The 17,414-nt window shown below is 61.5% G+C and carries 13 protein-coding genes; 2 read left to right on the top strand and 11 right to left on the bottom strand.

Annotated elements, in window-relative coordinates; translation table 11 throughout:
- Window positions 1-163 precede the first annotated feature (163 nt).
- The 8 genes from ftsH to tolQ all read right to left on the bottom strand — a co-directional run bounded on the left by ftsH (window position 164) and on the right by tolQ (window position 9,122).
- On the bottom strand, window positions 164-2,101 hold the full coding sequence (ftsH, locus tag M2360_RS05630) for an ATP-dependent zinc metalloprotease FtsH (protein WP_280773443.1): 1,938 nt from the start codon (window positions 2,099-2,101) through the stop codon (window positions 164-166).
- Window positions 2,102-2,209: 108 nt separating this feature from the next.
- On the bottom strand, window positions 2,210-3,523 hold the full coding sequence (gene tilS / locus M2360_RS05625; protein WP_280773441.1) for a tRNA lysidine(34) synthetase TilS: 1,314 nt from the start codon (window positions 3,521-3,523) through the stop codon (window positions 2,210-2,212).
- A gap of 20 nt (window positions 3,524-3,543) precedes the next feature.
- Window positions 3,544-4,527, bottom strand: coding sequence for a tol-pal system protein YbgF (gene ybgF / locus M2360_RS05620; RefSeq protein WP_280773438.1), 984 nt, complete (start codon window positions 4,525-4,527; stop codon window positions 3,544-3,546).
- 165 nt (window positions 4,528-4,692) lie between these two features.
- Window positions 4,693-5,217 carry a peptidoglycan-associated lipoprotein Pal gene (pal, locus tag M2360_RS05615; RefSeq protein WP_280773437.1) on the bottom strand — a complete coding sequence of 175 codons (525 nt, stop codon included), beginning with the start codon at window positions 5,215-5,217 and terminating at the stop codon, window positions 4,693-4,695.
- 150 nt (window positions 5,218-5,367) lie between these two features.
- Window positions 5,368-6,672 (bottom strand): Tol-Pal system beta propeller repeat protein TolB, encoded by a 1,305-nt coding sequence (gene tolB, locus M2360_RS05610; protein WP_280773435.1) that lies wholly within the window; start codon window positions 6,670-6,672, stop codon window positions 5,368-5,370.
- An 80-nt stretch (window positions 6,673-6,752) separates the two neighbouring features.
- The gene (locus tag M2360_RS05605; RefSeq protein WP_280773433.1) at window positions 6,753-7,904 is read right to left on the bottom strand and encodes a cell envelope integrity protein TolA; all 1,152 of its coding nucleotides are present in this window, start codon (window positions 7,902-7,904) and stop codon (window positions 6,753-6,755) included.
- Window positions 7,905-7,913: 9 nt separating this feature from the next.
- The gene (gene tolR, locus M2360_RS05600; RefSeq protein WP_280773431.1) at window positions 7,914-8,384 is read right to left on the bottom strand and encodes a protein TolR; all 471 of its coding nucleotides are present in this window, start codon (window positions 8,382-8,384) and stop codon (window positions 7,914-7,916) included.
- A gap of 18 nt (window positions 8,385-8,402) precedes the next feature.
- On the bottom strand, window positions 8,403-9,122 hold the full coding sequence (gene tolQ, locus M2360_RS05595; protein WP_280773429.1) for a protein TolQ: 720 nt from the start codon (window positions 9,120-9,122) through the stop codon (window positions 8,403-8,405).
- A 554-nt stretch (window positions 9,123-9,676) separates the two neighbouring features.
- On the opposite strand from tolQ, the gene M2360_RS05590 reads away from it, so the two are divergent.
- A complete protein-coding gene (locus M2360_RS05590; protein WP_280773427.1) occupies window positions 9,677-10,255 on the top strand; it encodes an EF-hand domain-containing protein in 579 nt (192 codons plus the stop codon).
- A 92-nt stretch (window positions 10,256-10,347) separates the two neighbouring features.
- Here the strand turns inward: M2360_RS05590 and M2360_RS05585 are convergent, their stop codons facing one another.
- The 3 genes from M2360_RS05585 to M2360_RS05575 all read right to left on the bottom strand — a co-directional run bounded on the left by M2360_RS05585 (window position 10,348) and on the right by M2360_RS05575 (window position 15,650).
- Window positions 10,348-11,271, bottom strand: a complete 924-nt coding sequence (locus M2360_RS05585) for a DNA-binding response regulator (protein ID WP_280773425.1) — start codon at window positions 11,269-11,271, stop codon at window positions 10,348-10,350.
- Entirely contained in the window at window positions 11,268-14,642 is a 3,375-nt protein-coding gene (locus M2360_RS05580) for an ATP-binding protein (RefSeq protein ID WP_280773599.1), read from the bottom strand. The genes M2360_RS05585 and M2360_RS05580 overlap by 4 nt, the downstream gene beginning before the upstream one ends.
- A gap of 159 nt (window positions 14,643-14,801) precedes the next feature.
- A complete protein-coding gene (locus M2360_RS05575) occupies window positions 14,802-15,650 on the bottom strand; it encodes an SHOCT domain-containing protein (RefSeq protein WP_280773423.1) in 849 nt (282 codons plus the stop codon).
- Window positions 15,651-15,879: 229 nt separating this feature from the next.
- On the opposite strand from M2360_RS05575, the gene urtA reads away from it, so the two are divergent.
- A complete protein-coding gene (gene urtA, locus M2360_RS05570) occupies window positions 15,880-17,169 on the top strand; it encodes an urea ABC transporter substrate-binding protein (protein ID WP_280773421.1) in 1,290 nt (429 codons plus the stop codon).
- Window positions 17,170-17,414 lie beyond the last annotated feature (245 nt).

Below are 17,414 nucleotides of genomic sequence, written 5' to 3'. Positions count from 1 at the left end.
GTTGCATTTTCGCAACAGCAAGACTTTCAATGACCCAGTCCATCCAATGTCATGGCGCGGCCTCAATTTGTCGGGTTGGAGCCAATGAACAGGAGAATCACCTGCAAAAACAAGAAACCCCGCGATGTCGCGGGGTTTCTGAAAGGCGAGGTTTGAAGAAACGTTATTGCGGTTGCGGCTCGTATCCGCCTTCCGCTTCGGACGCGCCGTCCTTGCCTCGAGTACCGGCCGAGGGAACAGCCGAACCGCGGCTCGGCGTCGACGAATCGTCGAACGCGTCGCGCGACGGCGGTTTGCCGTTCATGAGGTCACGCAGTTCGTCGCCCGTCAAAGTCTCGAATTCGAGCAGCGCCTCCGCGATCGAGATGAACTGATCGCGATTGTCGGCGATGATATTGCGGGCGTTGGTCTCACCCTCCTCGATCAGCCGCCGCACTTCCTCGTCGATCAGTTTGGCGGTCTCGTCGGACATATTGGTCGACTGGCTCACCGAATGGCCAAGGAAGACTTCCTGCTCGTTGGGCCGATAGCGGACGCGGCCGAGCTTTTCGCTCATGCCCCACTCCATGACCATGGAGCGGGCAAGACCCGTGGCCATCTGGATGTCGCCAGACGCGCCGGTCGTCACCTTTTCCGGACCGAACGTAATGATCTCCGCCTCGCGGCCGCCAAACAACATCGTCAGGCGGGCGACGGCCTTTTCATAGGTCCAGTTGTAACGATCGCTTTCCGGCAGGGTCATCACCATGCCCAGCGCACGACCGCGCGGTATGATTGTGGCCTTGTGAATCGGATCGATCGCGCCGGCCAGCTTGAGAGCGATGATGGCGTGGCCCGCTTCGTGATAGGCGGTGTTGCGCTTTTCCTCGGGCGTCATGGCGAGCGACTTGCGCTCGGCGCCCATCATCACCTTGTCCTTGGCGTCTTCGAACTCGGCCATGGTCACGAGGCGCTTGTTGCGGCGCGCAGCCAGAAGAGCGGCTTCGTTGACCAAATTCATCAGATCGGCGCCAGAGAAGCCGGGAGTGCCGCGCGCCATGATCTTGAGGTCGACATTCGGGGCCAGCGGCACATTGCGCACATGCACCTTGAGGATTTTCTCGCGACCATTCACGTCCGGGTTCGGAACAGTGATCTGGCGGTCGAAACGACCCGGACGCAGAAGCGCGGGATCGAGAACGTCGGGACGGTTGGTTGCGGCGATAATGATCACGCCTTCGTTCTGCTCGAAACCATCCATCTCGACCAGCAACTGGTTGAGGGTCTGTTCGCGCTCGTCATTGCCGCCGCCGAGACCGGCGCCGCGATGACGACCGACCGCGTCGATTTCGTCGATGAAGATGATGCAGGGCGCGTTCTTCTTGGCCTGGTCGAACATGTCGCGCACGCGGCTCGCGCCGACGCCGACGAACATTTCAACAAAGTCAGAACCAGAGATCGTGAAGAACGGCACATTCGCCTCGCCGGCCACGGCGCGGGCGGTCAACGTCTTACCGGTGCCCGGAGGGCCGACCAGCAGCACGCCACGCGGAATACGTCCGCCGAGGCGCTGGAATTTCTGCGGATCGCGCAGGAATTCAACAACTTCCTCAAGATCTTGCTTGGCTTCGTCGATGCCGGCGACGTCTTCAAACGTCACCCGGCCATGCGCCTCGGTCAGCAGCTTGGCCTTGGACTTGCCGAAACCCATCGCGCCGCGCGAACCGCCCTGCATCTGCCGCATCAGGAACAGCCAGACGCCGATGATGAGCAGCACGGGAAGCAGATTGATCAGATAGCCGAAAATGCTGGAAGAGCCATCGGACTCAGGCCGCACGATGATATTGACGTTTTTGTCCTGCAACCGCTGCATCAGCGAGTCGTCGAGGTTCGGCGCATAGGTCTGGAAAGCGGTTCCATTGTCCGTGAACCGGCCTTGTCCGCGGTTGCCCACGAATGTCACCTGCTGCACACGACCGGAATCAACCGCCTTGACGAATTCCGAATAGGAAATCTCGCTGGAACTGACGCGCTCACCCTGGGACTGGAACATGCTGAACAGCGCGACCAGCAGGACCGCGATGATGGCCCAGAGGGCGAAATTTCTGAAATTCGGGTTCATTGACCTCACCGGAATAGTTTGACCGCCGGATTAAACCCGGCATACGGCCATTTCAAGGTGAAAGATAGGAGCCCCTCCACCTCTTGCCAAGCAGCGACAGCGTCAATTTCACGCCTGATGCCGAAAGATAGGGGATGGAAAATGCGGCAAACCCATGAGTTTTGCAAGGACATTGCCCAGTTCCAGTCGTTCGAGCGGCAGAAATTTGTCGCATCCGGACAAGAAAGGGGTGATTTGGGGGCCTTTTACACCGCTCCATCGGCCGTGGGGGCCTGTGCTCAGCGCGAGTTGTCGCACCCTGGCGGGAAGCCCGTCGAAGCAGCCCGGATCGATCAAGGCCTCGCCATCGGGGTTGCCGCCGATCAGCAACCCGCCCTCGCCCGCATTGGCGATACGCAGTCGATGGTCCCAAATCGCGCCTTTCCCCGCCGCTAGCGTTATGGTCGGCAGGTTCCGGTTCTCCCGCTGAAGATAAAGAAGATCGCCGCGCCGGTCGAACGCCACCCGAGCCATCGTCATCTGCCGTCGCCCCGAACTCGCCAGAAAATCCGCCATCGCCGCGCGACCTTCTCGGCCGGGCGGATGATCGCGGCCGCCGAGCAGGGCGGCGAGCGCGCCCAGCGCATCGAGAAGCGCCGGATCATTCGGGGAAAGCTCTGAGAGATCGACAAGGCCGACCTTGAGGCCGATCACCCGCGCCCGGACGTCCAGTAGCCGCGCCGCCGCCTGCATCCTCTGCCGCCGCATCCGCATCAGCGCGGTGAAATCCCGTGGTGAGCGCCCATCCGGCGCCTGGCGCAAACGAACTCGTTCGAATGTCGGATTGGCGTTGCTGGGATCTTCCGCCCATGGCGTCCCTTGCGCGCGCAAATAGTCCCGGATCGCCTCGCGCCGGACGCCGATCAGCGGCCGCGCCGCCCAGACGGCTCCAAACAACAGCACCGCCTCCGCCATGCCGTGGACATTTTGATCGGCGTTGCGCGCCAACCGCATCTGGCGGGTTTCATGATTGTCCTCGAGATTGTGCCCGGTCACGATGATATCGGCGGCATTGGCGAGGGCGTGTCGGGCGAGCAATTGGTATCGGGCCTCGCGCGCTGCGGCCTGGATGCCGGTGTGCGGTTTTTCGCCCGTCCAATCGAGAATGGCGTGGGCTACGCCGAGGCTCTCGGCCAGTCGGCCCGCCGCCATGGCCTCTTTGCGCGAACCGGGCCGCAGACCGTGATCGACCGTCGCGGCGATAAGGTCGATGCCGCCGTTCGGACGCCGCGCGCTGATCCGGGCAAGCGCCGTCAACAGACCGACGGAATCGCCGCCGCCCGACAGCGCGATCAGAATCCGGCAGGGCCGGCTGCTAGTATCGAGAAAATGTTCGAGCGACGCCTCCACACAATCCGCGCTCGACGCGTCAAGCGGAGCCATGCGGACAGGGTCGGAGCCGGTCATCCGCAGGCGAGGCGCTTCTGTTCGCTGGCGACCTTCGAGATCACCGCGCGCGAGGCCTTGGGATAGGATTTCGTCACTTCGCGCAGCGTGGCGCAGGCCGTGTCCTTGCTGTCGAGAGCAGCCAGCGACATGGCGAGTTTCAGCAGCATTTCCGGCGCCTTGCCCGATGAGCCGTGGCTCTTGTAGGCGTTCAGGAAGGTCTTGGCGGAATCGGTGTATTTCTCTTGCGAATATTGCGCTTCGCCGAGCCAGAAATTGGCGTCCGCGATCCGCTTGCTGTCGGGATGATTGGCGATGAACTCGGCGAAACCGGCTTCGGCGCCCGCGTAATCGCCGGCGAGAATACGGTTATAGGCGGCCTGATACTGGCCTTCGTCACCGGTGAAGTTCCCCGTGTCCGGCGAAGACGGCGTGGCCGGCGGCGGCAGCTCCGAAGTGTCGACGGCAGGCGGCGTGGGATTGGCCGGCGTCATCGGATTGCCATTCTGGTCGAATTCGATGGTTCCGAGATCGGCAGGCGGCGCGCCGATGCCGGGATCCTCGGTCGATGCGCTATCCATCGGCTGCTGGTCGGCGCTATCGAGCGTGTCGTTTGCTCCCGGCGATTGCGCGCCGGAAGCATTGGCTGTGTTGACGTCGCCGGCGCCCGGAACGACTTCGATGGAGCTTTTCTTCTTGCCCCCCCCTTCCAGTTCCTGGAAGCGGAATTCGTTGTCCTCCTGCGCCTTGCGCAACTGTTCCTGCATTTGCAGCAGTTGAAAGCTCATTTCCTCGACGCGCCCATTGAGCTGCCGAAGCTGTTCTTCCAGTTGCTGCACCCGCATTTCGGCGTCGCCCGCCTGCGCCATCACCACGGCGCTTCTTTCCTGACGCCGCGGCTGGCTGTCGTCCGACCCGAACAGATTGAAAGCGCCGGCGGTCGACACCCCCATCATCGAGACGGCAAGCGCCAGAACGCCGGCCATGACCCTGTTTTTCATCGTGTCATCCTGTTTGGTGTGACATTGCGCGAAGCAGCGCAACATCGGGATGTTTTCCAATTTTACGACCAAAAAGCAACGGAGTCGGGCCAAAGTAAGGAAAACAAAAAGGCGGCCCCGAAGGACCGCCCGCATTCATCTCGATTTTACGCCGTTTGAACCGGATCAGCCGCCATTGAGCGCGGTGACCGCGCGCCGGTTCTGCGACCAGCAGGAAATGTCGTCGCAGACGGCGACCGGCTTTTCCTTGCCGTAGGAGATCGTGCGCAGACGGCCGCCATCGACGCCGCGCGAGGCGAGGTAGTCGCGGGTGGCTTCAGCGCGACGGGCGCCGAGAGCGAGGTTATATTCGCGGGTGCCGCGTTCGTCGGCGTGACCTTCGACGGTGATCCGATAGTTCGGATACTGGTTCAGCCACTGCGCCTGGCGGTCGAGCGTCTGGGCCGCATCGGCGCGGATCGACGAGGAGTCGGTGTCGAAGAAGATGCGGTCGCCGACATTGACGGTGAAATCCTGCTGTGACCCAGGGGTCGCGGAATTGGCGCCGTTCAGGCCGAGATCGGACGCGCTATCCAGCTTGTTCTTCTTCGAGCAGCCGGCGAGCGCCAGGCCGGCGACCAGCGCGATTGCGAAAGGATTGCGCGCGAGCTTCGCCAAGGCTCCCGGCTGGTAGGTTTGAATGTGGCTCATCGGCCTGCTCCTGAATTCTTAATTTTTAGGGTTTCCAGACTGTAACCCGATGGGGTTAATCTCACTTCAACGCGTATGGTTAACAAACCGGAAATCGGCGCCGGCCGGAGCGATATTTTTGCCCGGCCAGGCCGATTTTTCCGTGTTGCGTTACTCAAGCAGCGGCGACCAGGCCGGGTCCGAGGCGAATGCCGGGGTCGGGATCGGCTGTTCGTTGTAACCGGAAATATCGATCGAATAGAGCTTCGGGCCGCCGGAACCGGCCGGCTGGCGGAAGAACATGATCACACGGCCGTTCGGCGCCCAGGTCGGGCCTTCATTGTGAAAACCCGTGGTCAGGATGCGCTCGCCCGAACCATCCGGCTTCATCACGCCGATCGAGAACTTTCCGCCCGACTGTTTGGTGAAGGCGATCAAATCTCCCTTGGGCGACCAGACCGGCGTCGAATAGGAGCCGTCGCCGAAGGAGATGCGCTGCTGGCCGGAGCCGTCGGCGCCCATCACATAAAGCTGCTGGCGGCCGCCGCGGTCGCTTTCGAACACGATGCGCTGGCCGTCGGGCGAATAGGACGGCGAGGTGTCGATCGCCGCCGTCGAGGTCAGGCGCGTGGTCGTGCGCGAGCGCAGGTCCATGGTGAAGATGTTGGCGTTGCCCTTTTCCTGCAGGCTCATGATCACCCGCTGGCCGTCAGGCGAAAAGCGCGGCGAAAACGTCATGCCGGGGAAATTGCCGACCACTTCGCGCTGTCCGGTCTCGAGCTGCAGCAGATAGACCCGCGGCTGCTCGCCCTCAAAGGACATATAGGTGATTTCCTGCTGGTTGGGCGAGAACCGCGGCGTCAGCACGATGGCGCGCGACTTGGTCAGGATGCGCATGTTTGCGCCGTCCTGGTCCATGATCGCCAGCTGGCGCACGCGCTCGATCTTGGAGCCGCTTTCGGAGACGAACACCACGCGAGTGTCGAAATAGCCGGTTTCGCCGGTCAGTTTCTGATAGATCTGGTCGGCGATGATATGGGCGACGCGGCGCCAGTTTTCCGGCTGGGTGAAGAATTGCTGGCCGATCAGCTGCTGGCCGGCATAGACGTCCCACAGACGGAATTCCGCCCGCAGGCGGCCATCGCCTTCCTGGGTGACCCGGCCGGTCACCAGCGCCTGGGCGTTGATCGTTTTCCAGTCGTCGAAGCGCGGGGCCGCGTCGGGATTGGTGATCTGCTGCACGAAAGCGCGCTGGTCGATCGGAGAAAACAATCCGGAACGCTTGAGATCGGCGGCGATGACCTGAGCCACCTGAGCGCCGAGATCGCCGCTGGATTGCAGATTGGTGATGGCGATCGGCAGGGGTTCGACGTTGCCCTTGCGCAAGTCGATGGTGATTTCAGCCTGCGCGGCGCTTGCCGCGAGACATAGAAATCCGGCCATGATCGCCAGAAACTTGAGGTAAAGGTGTTTCATCGTCCTCTCTCAGCCTTTCAGCCCATTTGTTCTCGTTGGTCGCAAGCGCTCGACGCTCCTGTCCCGCGTCGTCGCCCGCCTCACATCATTTCGCTCGGATAGAAGTTGACTGTCACCTTGCTCCAGGTGTCGTATTTGTCCTTCGGGAGCTTGTCGAATGGCGCCGAACGCATGACCGCGCGAACCGCTCCGCTTTCGAGTGCGGAGAGCGACGAGCCATCGCCGCCTGTCCCCTTCACTTCCGGACGCCCGACGACATCGCCGTTCTGATCGAGCTCGAAAGTAACGGTGATCGTGATGTCGCTTGAGCTGACCTGTCCCGGCATGATCGACCAGTTCTTTTCGATAATCCCCTTCAATGCATCCAATTCGCTCTGCGACAGTGTGTTCCCGCCGGTCGCGATTTTCGCGCCCAGGGCCTTCTTGCTGTCGGAACGCTTGGCGCCGCCGGGATTGTCCTCGGTCTTGTTGAGGAGCGTGGCGATCTCGTCGGCGCTGAAATCGGATTCCTTCTTGGTCGTCGACTTCTTGGTCTTTTGATCCTTGTCGGACTTCTTGGCCTTCGAATTCTGGTCCTTCTTCTTCTCGGTGACCTTCGCGTCCTTTTTCTCTTCTTTTTTCTTCTCTTCGGTCTTTTCCGGCTTCTTTTCTTCCGTCTTCTCGACCTTCTTCGGCTCTTCTTTCGGCCGCGTGGTCGGGATCGGCACAGCGTCAGGCAAAGGTTCTTCCTGCGCAGCCTCTTCGACCGGCGTCTCCTTGGCCGGCTCAGGTGTCGGCTCCGGTGTCAATTCGGGCTTAGGCACTTCTGCGGAGGCCATTTCCTGTATTGCGGGCTCGATGGCGGTATCCTCGACCGCCTGGCTGTCGGCCTTCTGCTCGCTGTTGTCCTGCTGCGGATTGGGGTCCTCGGTGGTCTCCGGCGCGCCGGCCTTGGAAAGATTGCTCGGCTTTTCGGTCGGCGTCGGCACGGATTTCATGTCGAAGTCGTTTTCGCCGGCATTCATGGCGTCCGGCTTCTGGTCCTGCCGCTCGGTCTTGTCGATCGCGGATTTCTCCGCCTTCGGCGCTTCCTTGTCGCCCTGCTGCAATTGTGCGACGTCCTCGATCGGCACAAGGTCAACAGGCATGGCCTCGGAAATGGCCATGTCCATTGGCTTGGGCGTAATGCCGATCAGCATCGCGCCCAGGAGAACCACATGCAATGCCACCGATGTGACGACGCTACTCCGCATGGATCAGCCTTAACCGCCTGTTTCCGGCTGGGTCACCAGTCCGATATTCTTGTAGCCGGAGGCCTGGATTCGGCCCATCACGGCCATGATCTGCCCATATTCCGTGCCGGCGTCGCCGCGCACGAAGATGCGTTCTTCCGCGCCAGCCTTGGCCATGGCCTGAAGCTTGGGCACGACTTCATCGATCGGCACGGCCACTTCCGTCTCGTCGCCGAAAAAGATCTGCCCGTCCTTGGCGACCGAGATTGTGATCGGCTTGGTGTCGGAGTTCATTTCCTTGGCCTGCGTCTCCGGCAGATCGATCGGAACCCCGGTTGTCATCAGCGGCGCAGCCACCATGAAAATGATCAGGAGCACGAGCATGACGTCGACCAGCGGCGTCACGTTGATTTCGCTGACCGGAGCGCGACGTCCGCCGCCGCGACGGCTGCCGCGGCGTCCGCCCGATCCACCGCCCTGAGTCCCTGCTGACATACCCATATCGACGTCCCCCGATCCTTACTGCGCCGCCTGGCGTGGCTGCAGTCTCTCATCGATCTGGCGCGAGAGTATGGCGGAGAATTCGTCGGCGAAGCCTTCCATACGCGCAACCAGCTTGCCGGCGTCGCCGGAGAACTTGTTATAGGCGATGACGGCGGGGATGGCGGCGACCAGGCCGATAGCGGTCGCAAGCAAGGCTTCGGCGATCCCGGGAGCGACGACGGCGAGATTGGTCGATTTCGACGCGGCGATGCCCTGAAACGAGGTCATGATGCCGACCACGGTGCCGAAGAGACCGACGAAAGGACCGGCCGAGCCGATGGTGGCGAGCGACGACAGCCGCGCTTCCAGCACTTCGGATTCGCGCGCCAGCGTCACGTCCATGGCGCGGTCGATGCGCATCTGCAGGCCGATCGGCGACCGGGCGCCGCGCTCGAAACTCTTCTTCCATTCGCGCATGGCGCCGACGAAAATCGCGGCCATGCCCGAAACCTGTCGCTCGGACAGCGTGCGATAGAGTTCCTCCAGCGACTGTCCGGACCAGAAAACCTGTTCAAAACTATCAAGCTGGCGCTTGAACTTGTTGAAGCTGATCAATTTGTCGACCACCATAGCCCAAGTCCAAACCGATGCGCCGAGCAGGCCGAGCATCACGAGCTTGACGACCCAGCCCGCCTGCATGAAGAGCGCCCAGAGCGACATGTCCGCATGGGCTGCCGCCAGATTTGCCGTTTCCATATCTTTAGTCCCCGAATCCAAACACCCGGCCTCGATCGCGATCCGAGCCGGGCGGCGTTCAATGTGGTGTCCGTCGCTAATCGGCCGCCGAGCAGCCTTTGGCCTTGACCGTTGAGCTCTGGACCGCCTTTTTTACGCCAAATTTGGTGAAACGAAGGCGTGCGGCGCACAAAACCCGAGCGATCCGAGTAAGACCTCATTATCGTTAAAAGATGGTTATCACAATGCGGAGGTTATTCTCTCTTGTCGCAATCCGACATCCAGGCGATACCGGCTGCGTAGGGGACGCGAGCGTCTGAAGGATCTCGCCGACGACTTGCCTGCCTCAAAGCCACTAAAATAAATATATGTTTTGGAAACCAAATTAACTGATTATTACTGTAAATCAACTTCGATTAAAAACAATAAATACAAAACTAATCCAAAAATGTCAATATTTATTGTAAATATATTCGACCTATATACTATTACGAGCAGGCAATGATTTGCCAGGATAGCGCGGATCTTCCAGGTGGGACGGAGAGAGGCTGCGCAAAGCACCTTGGAGATCGAAGATGACCAGCGTATCCGCCGCCTCTGGCGGCATGGCGGCGATGCTTGCCAAACAACAGGAAATGTTCAACAAGACCGACACTGATCAAAATGGCGCATTGAGCCAGTCCGAATTCGTGTCAAGCCGTCCTTCCAAAATGTCGGAAGAAGCGGCAACCAAACTTTATTCCAAAATCGACACGGAAGGAACCGGTTCGGTCACTTTCGACCAGCTCTCGGCCGCAAAGCAAGCGCCGGAATCCCGCATGGGCGGCGACGCCATGGGCGCGATGATGGGTCTGCGCCAGCAGGGCGGCATGCCGCCAATGGCGGGAATGGGCGATCCGAGCAGCCTTTACAGTGATCTCGACGCCGATTCGGACGCAAAGCTGACCGAATCCGAATTCCTCGCCAAGGCTCCTGGCGGCGAAGACGACGCTCGCGCGCAGGAACTGTTCTCGAAGATCGATTCGGAAGGCCAGGGCTATGTCACCGAAGAGCAGTTTACGACCTTCGTAACCGAAAATGCTCCGAAAGGCCCGATGGGCCCGCCTCCTGGCGGCATGAACATGCCTTCCTTCACCGAAGAAACCGCCGCCTGACGGCGCTTCGCGATCGGGCGAACCACGCCCGGTCGCGCTTCACGGGCTCTCGTCCCCTTCCCGCCAAGAATCACGCCGGCGATCTCGTTGCGTCAGCCCTGCATCAGGATATTCGCCGCCTTCACCGCAGCCGAAGCGCGATTTTCGACGCCCAGCTTCACATAGATCTGCTCGAGATGTTTGTTCACTGTGCGCGACGACAGGCCGAGGATCTCGCCGATGTCGCGGTTGGATTTGCCCTTGGCGATCCAGGCCAGCACTTCCGCCTCGCGGATCGTCAGCTGGAAATGCTGGCGCAGCCTCTCATCGTCCTGCGCCTGGGTCTGACTGGTCAGCCGAAACAGGTTTTCGTCCTGACCGATCGCGCCGATGAAGGTCAGCGACAGGGACGCCTCCCGGCCTGTCTCGATGGTGATCGCCTGGGCGTCGTGAGGATGCGCCAGCCGGCGCTCGCGAATCCATGCGCCGATCTTGTCAGCCACCAGATCCAGCCCGTCGTCGCGGCCGGTGGCGGCATTGACCAGCCGCGTCGCCTGCGGGGTCGACCATAGGATTTTACCGTCGTCCCGGGCCGCCAGAAGATGCCGGCCTGCCGCGTCGAGCGCCACCCGCGCGCTCTGGGCGGAGCGCGCATTGGCGAGATGCACGCGGATGCGCGCCCGCAATTCCTCGACATTGATCGGCTTGGTCAGATAATCGACGCCGCCGGCTCCCAGCGCGCGCACCACATGTTCCGTCTCGGTCAGTCCGGTCATGAAGATCACCGGCGCCTGCGCCACGCTGCCCATGCCTTTCAGCCGGGCGCAGGTCTCGAACCCGTCCAAGCCGGGCATCACCGCGTCGAGCAGGATGAGATCCGGCGTGATCCGCTCGGAAATCGACAGAGCCGCCGCCCCTGACGTGGCGATCAGCACCGAATAGCCGGAGGCTTCCAAGGCGTCGGTCAGGAAACTGAGCGAATCGGGACTGTCGTCCACCAGAAGGATAATGTCGCGCGGCGCCTGCTGGCTGGTCATGACGACGACTCCTCGCGCTCGAGCTTTCTGAGATCGGCGAGCAGGGCGTCCATGTTGAAGGCGCGGATATGGGCTGTCATGACATCGGTGAAGTGCCTGTTTTCCTCGGTCTTGGCAAGCTCGCCGAGCTTGCTTTCGATCCCCCTCACATAACCGATTTCGCCCAGCCGGATCAGATCCTGCAGATGACCCGCGCCCGGGCTGCGCAGATCCGCAGACGGAGTCGCCTCAGGCCCAGCCACCGCATAGACCCAGGCCACGCCGAGCCAGAGCGCCAGCTTGTCCTGCAGCTGGCGGAAATCAATGGGCTTGGACAGCGTGTCATTGTGATCGCCGCTCGCGGCGGCGGGCGCGCCGTCGCCGACATTGGCCGACAACATCACGACTGGCGCGGTCTGGCCGATGTCGCGCAGCCTGACGGCCAGTTCCCAGCCGCTCATGCCGGGCATGGAAATGTCGACCAGGAAAATATCCGGATTGGCCCCTTCGATCAGCATCAGACATTCCGGCCCGGATTCGGCGGTCAGCACCACGAAATCAAGCGGCGCCAGCAATTCGCGCATCAATTCGCGATGATCCTCATTATCGTCGACCACCATCACCGTCCGGCGCGGCCCAGTATAGGTCAGCAGCTTCTGGTCGGCCTTGGGCTTTTCCGAACGCGCCAAGCCGTAAAGCATCAGCCTGACACGGAAGGTCGTGCCCTCCCCCAACCGGCTCTCGACAGTGATCTCGCCACCCAGCGTCTGGGTCAACAGCCGCGTGATGGTGAGCCCGAGCCCGAGACCCGGCGCCAGTTTCGATTGCGCGCCGGAGCCGCGCTGGAACGGCTCGAACACCACCTTGAGATCGTCCTCCGGCATGCCGGAACCCGTGTCGGACACCGTGAACGTGGCCACCTGATTGCGATACTGCACATCGAGAACCACGCTGCCGGCGGCGGTGTATTTGACCGCGTTGGACAAGAGATTGACGAGGATCTGCCGGAGACGCTTCTCGTCGGTGCGCACATATTGCGGCAGGGCCGGATCGCGCCTCAGCGTGAAGTCCAGCCCCTTCGCCTCGGCCTGCGGAGCCATCATGCTGACGATCTGGTCGAGAAAATCATAGACGTTGATTTCGTTGGAATAGACCTGCAGCCGACCCGCCTCGATACGGGAAATGTCGAGCAACCCGTCAATCAGCCCGGACAGATGGTCGGCGCTGCGCTTGATCACCCGGAGCGCCGAGCGCTTGGCGTCCGGAATCGCCTCGTCGCGCTCCAGAAGTTGCGCATAGCCGAGCACGGCGTTGAGCGGCGTGCGCAATTCATGGGTCAGCCCCACGACATAGCGGCTCTTGGCGCGGTTGGCGGCTTCCGCGGTCTCCTTGGCCTGTTGCAGCGCCGCGTCGGTCTTTTTGTGGGCGGAAATTTCCTTGAGCAGCAGCGTGGTCTGGCGGGAGCTTTCCTCCTCGGCCACCACCCGGCTGTCATGGGCGAGCACGAAGAACCAGGCGGCGATGCCCGCCAGCATGGAAAACACCACGAAGACCAGCATGACGGTGGCGTTCACCACCATGGCCGTCTCGGGCGTTTCGGCCCCGGCATGCCGGGCGATCATCCACAAGGTTGCGCCGATGCTGACCAAGGCCGCGAACAGGATCATGCCATAGCGCCCGAGCCGCGTGCCGAGCGCGGTAATGACGCGTTCCGGCAGGAATGTCGCCGCCACTTCCCGCGCCTGATATTCGAGCCGGGCCTTCGGCTTGCAGAGATCATGGCAACGACTGTCGAGCGAACAGCACAGCGAGCAGATCGGCGCGGAATAGGCCGGACACCAGGCCATGTCCTCGGGCTCGAACGGATGTTCGCAGATCGAGCAGGTGATCGAGGACAGTGATTTCCAGGCCTGACGCGGCTTGCGGGCGAGGTAATATTTGCCCTTCGTGGCCCAGGCGATCGCCGGCGCAGCGATGAAGGCGACGATCGGAACGAGATAGATGGCCAATGCGGCGGCGAAATCGCCGAAAAGGCCGAAATGCGCCGTCAGCGCCACCGCCGCCGAGATCAGCATGCCGCCCATGCCGACCGGATTGACGTCATAGAGATGGGCGCGCTTGAACTCGATGCCGGGCGGGGCAAGCCCAAGCTGCTTATTGATGAAGAGATCGGCGGAAATCGTGCACAGCCAGGCGGCGGCGACGATCGAAAAGACGCCAAACACTTCTTCGAGCAGTTTGTAGATGCCAAGCTCCATCAAAAGCAGTGCGATGGCGACGTTGAAGAACAACCAGACGACGCGGCCCGGATGGCTATGCGTCAACCGCGAAAAGAAGTTCGACCAGGCGAGCGAGCCCGCGTAAGCGTTCATCACATTGATCTTGAGCTGCGACACCACCACGAAACCGGCGGTCAGGATCAGCGCGGCGGTCTGGTTCGGAACCATATAGCCGAAGGCCGTGACATACATATGGGCGGGATCAGCGGCCAGTTCGGCCGGCACGCCCGAACTCAGCGCCAACACCACCAGGAACGAACCGGCCAGAAGTTTGGGCGCCCCCACCACCACCCAGCCTGGGCCGGCGAGAAAACGAGCGATCTTCTGGGTGATGGTCTGCGGTTTGCCTTCCGCCGGCAGGAAGCGCAGAAAGTCGACCTGCTCGCCGATCTGCGCCATCAGCGCAAGAATGACTGCGGACGCCGCCCCAAACATCGCGAGATCGAAGGGCGCCACCGTGCCGATTTCGCCCGATTCATGTCCACGCCCCGCAAAACCCAGCCAGACCTCGAATTTCTGCCAATCGGCGAATGCGATGAAGATGAAGGGCAGGATGTTGAGAATGATCCAGATCGGCTGGGTGATGAGCTGGAAACGCGAAATCAGCTTGACGCCATGCGTGACCAGCGGGATCACCGCCACGGCGCTGATGATGTAGCCCAGCCAGAGCGGCACGCCGAAGGCGAGCTCCAGCGCCCCGGTCATGATCGAAGCTTCGATGGCGAACAGGATGAAGGTGAAGGTCGCGTAGATCAACGAGGTCACTGTCGAGCCGATATAGCCAAAGCCCGCGCCGCGCGTCAGCAGGTCGATATCGACGCCATGGCGGATCGCATAGCGACTGATCGGCACGCCGATCAGCAACAGCAGGATCGAGGCGACGATGATCGCAAAGATCGCATTGGTGGTGCCATAGGACAGGGTTATCGCCCCGCCGACCGCTTCCAGCGCCAGAAAAGATATCGCGCCGATCGCCGTCTGCGAAATCCGGCTCGGCGTATAGCGACGCGCGCTTTTGGCGGTGAAGCGCAGCGCATAATCTTCGAGCGTTTGGTTCGCCACCCAGCGATTATAGTCACGCCGGACGGGAATGATGCGCTGGCGCGCCGTCATATGGCCCTTAGCGGCAAGAGCGGCGCCCAAATCGACGGCGCCTCCCGATTTTGAGTAATTTTCGCTCATGCAACATCAAAAGCATGGATGGGCTTTTGTCCGCAAGCCCTCGCTTCTGTCACCCCTGCGAGATAGGATGTCAGGGACGGACACTGACGATCAAAGCCGGGCCAGCAACTCGCTTTTCTTGGTCGAGAATTCCTCATCCGTGAGAATGCCCTTCGCATGCAGGGCCGCCAAGCGTTCGATCTTGGAGAAAATATCGTCTTCAACGCTCGCTGGCGCGGCGGGGGCCGGCGTGTTTAGGACCGGCGCGACGGCCGCCTGGATCATCGGTGTTTCCGTTGCCGGTTCGATCGGCTGGTGGTGTTCCTGCCGAACGTCCGGCGTCGATACCGGCTCCGATATAGGAGACGCGAGGCGCACGACTGGCAGGTCGCTGACGCGGACCAGTCCATATTGCGAGGTGAAGGTCAGCGATTGGTCGCCGCCCTGCTGCTGCGAGAAGCCGCCGATCTGGTGATCGCCGGTGTCATAGATGGTCAGCGCCCCGCCCATGTCGATCGCCAGTCGCCGCGTCGCGGGGAAGAAGGCGTAGCGCAGATTGTTCTGCGATCCCACCGAGGACGGTTGCCCGAGTTCCTCAGGCCATCCGCTTGCCTGACCATATGAACCCGGCACGAACAGGCTCACGCCGGCGCCCTGCTGCTGGCTCTGGTAAACCGGCGCTGGCGCAAAAACGTCTTGTCCGCGCAACAGGCCGGCCAGATCCTGGCAAAGCCAGTCGACTTTGGCCTTGAGGCCGTTGTTGAACATGTCGCCGATCATGATCATGCCGCCTTGCGACCACTGGCCCATGCCGCCGAGATCGGGATGGTTGAACTGCGCCTGCGATCCGCCGCTCGCCGCAAGCGCCAGAATGAGGTGCTCGACCGCGTCAAGGCTCACGCCATGCCGCTGCGCCGCGTCGGATAGAATGCGCCGGCCGTCTTCGCTAATCTGTCGCATGGGTCGTGGTCCCTGTTTTTATCCTCTGCGCGGCCTAGCACGGCAGCCCTATCCTGTCTTCGTCCCATGCGGAGAAAGCGCGACGCCGGCGCAATTCTTCCCTCTTTTACCCCTCCCCTTACGTCAAATGACGTATGTCGCATTGCACAATCCGGACGGATAGTCCCCGCAGACAACGGAAATTAAGACTTCATTAAACCGTTGCGCCACCAAGCGAGAGGGGAATTCCATGAAACTCAAGTCCATGCTCACCAGCGCATTCGTCGCCGGCATGCTGTCGGCGACCGCCTTCCAGGGCGCCTTTGCCGCCGATGATACGATCAAGATCGGCATCCTGCATTCGCTGTCCGGCACCATGGCCATTTCCGAGACCACGCTCAAGGACGCCATGCTGATGCTCGTCGAAGAGCAGAACAAGAAGGGCGGCGTTCTCGGCAAGAAGCTCGAAGCCGTCGTCGTCGACCCGGCCTCCGATTGGCCGCTGTTTGCCGAAAAGGCCCGCGACCTGATCGAAAAGGACAAGGTTTCGGCCGTGTTCGGTTGCTGGACCTCGTCGTCGCGCAAGTCGGTCCTGCCGGTTTTCGAAGAGCTGAACTCCATCCTGTTCTATCCGGTCCAGTATGAAGGCGAAGAATCGTCGCGCAACATCTTCTACACCGGCGCCGCTCCGAACCAGCAGGCCATCCCGGCCGTCGACTATCTCGCCAACACCGAAGGCGTCGAGCGTTGGGTTCTGGCCGGCACCGACTACGTCTATCCCCAGACGACCAACAAGATCCTGAAGGCCTACCTGATGTCCAAGGGCGTCAAGGAAGAGGACATCATGATCAACTACACGCCGTTCGGTCATTCCGATTGGCAGACGATCGTGTCCGACATCAAGAAGTTCGGCTCCGCCGGCAAGAAGACCGCTGTCGTCTCCACCATCAACGGTGACGCCAACGTGCCGTTCTATAAGGAACTCGGCAACCAGGGCATCAAGGCCGAAGACATCCCGGTCGTCGCCTTCTCGGTGGGTGAAGAAGAACTCGCCGGCCTCGACACCAAGCCGCTGGTCGGCCATCTGGCTGCCTGGAACTACTTCCAGTCCGTCGACGCCCCGGTCAATGCCGAGTTCATCAAGACCTGGCACGCCTACACCAAGAACGACAAGCGCGTCACCAACGACCCGATGGAAGCCGCCTATATCGGCTTCAACGCCTGGGTGAAGGCTGTCGAAGCCGCCGGCACCACCGACACCGACCCGGTCCTCGACGCGATCATCGGCGTCTCCGTGCCGAACCTGTCGGGCGGTTACTCAACCGTCATGCCGAACCATCACATCACCAAGCCGGTGCTGATCGGCGAAATCCAGGCCGACGGCCAGTTCGACATCGTCCAGCAGACGGCTGCCGTCGTCGGCGACGAATGGTCCGATTACCTGCCCGACTCCAAGGATCTGATCTCCGATTGGCGCAAGCCGATGTCCTGCGGCAACTTCAATGTCGTCAGCGGAAAGTGCGGCGGCAAGGGCTCCTGAGTGCATCCTCTAAACCCCAAGAGGATGAGATAAGGAGCGGGCAGTCACAGGCTGCCCGCTCTGTTTGCGACGGCTCCGGGCCGCAAGGCGCGCAGACGTCATCCTCGGGGTTGTTCCGAGGATCCGCACACATTGCATTGATTACGGCGGTGCAATCTCCATCCCGCGTCGCAGATCCTCGGGACAAGACCGAGGATGACGTCGAAGGTTCAAAACTGACGCCTGAAACGAACCGCTCGCATTCT

Source organism: Rhizobium sp. SG_E_25_P2 (assembly GCF_029892285.1).
Lineage (GTDB): Bacteria > Pseudomonadota > Alphaproteobacteria > Rhizobiales > Rhizobiaceae > Rhizobium_E.
This window is presented reverse-complemented; position numbering and strand designations above follow the sequence as displayed.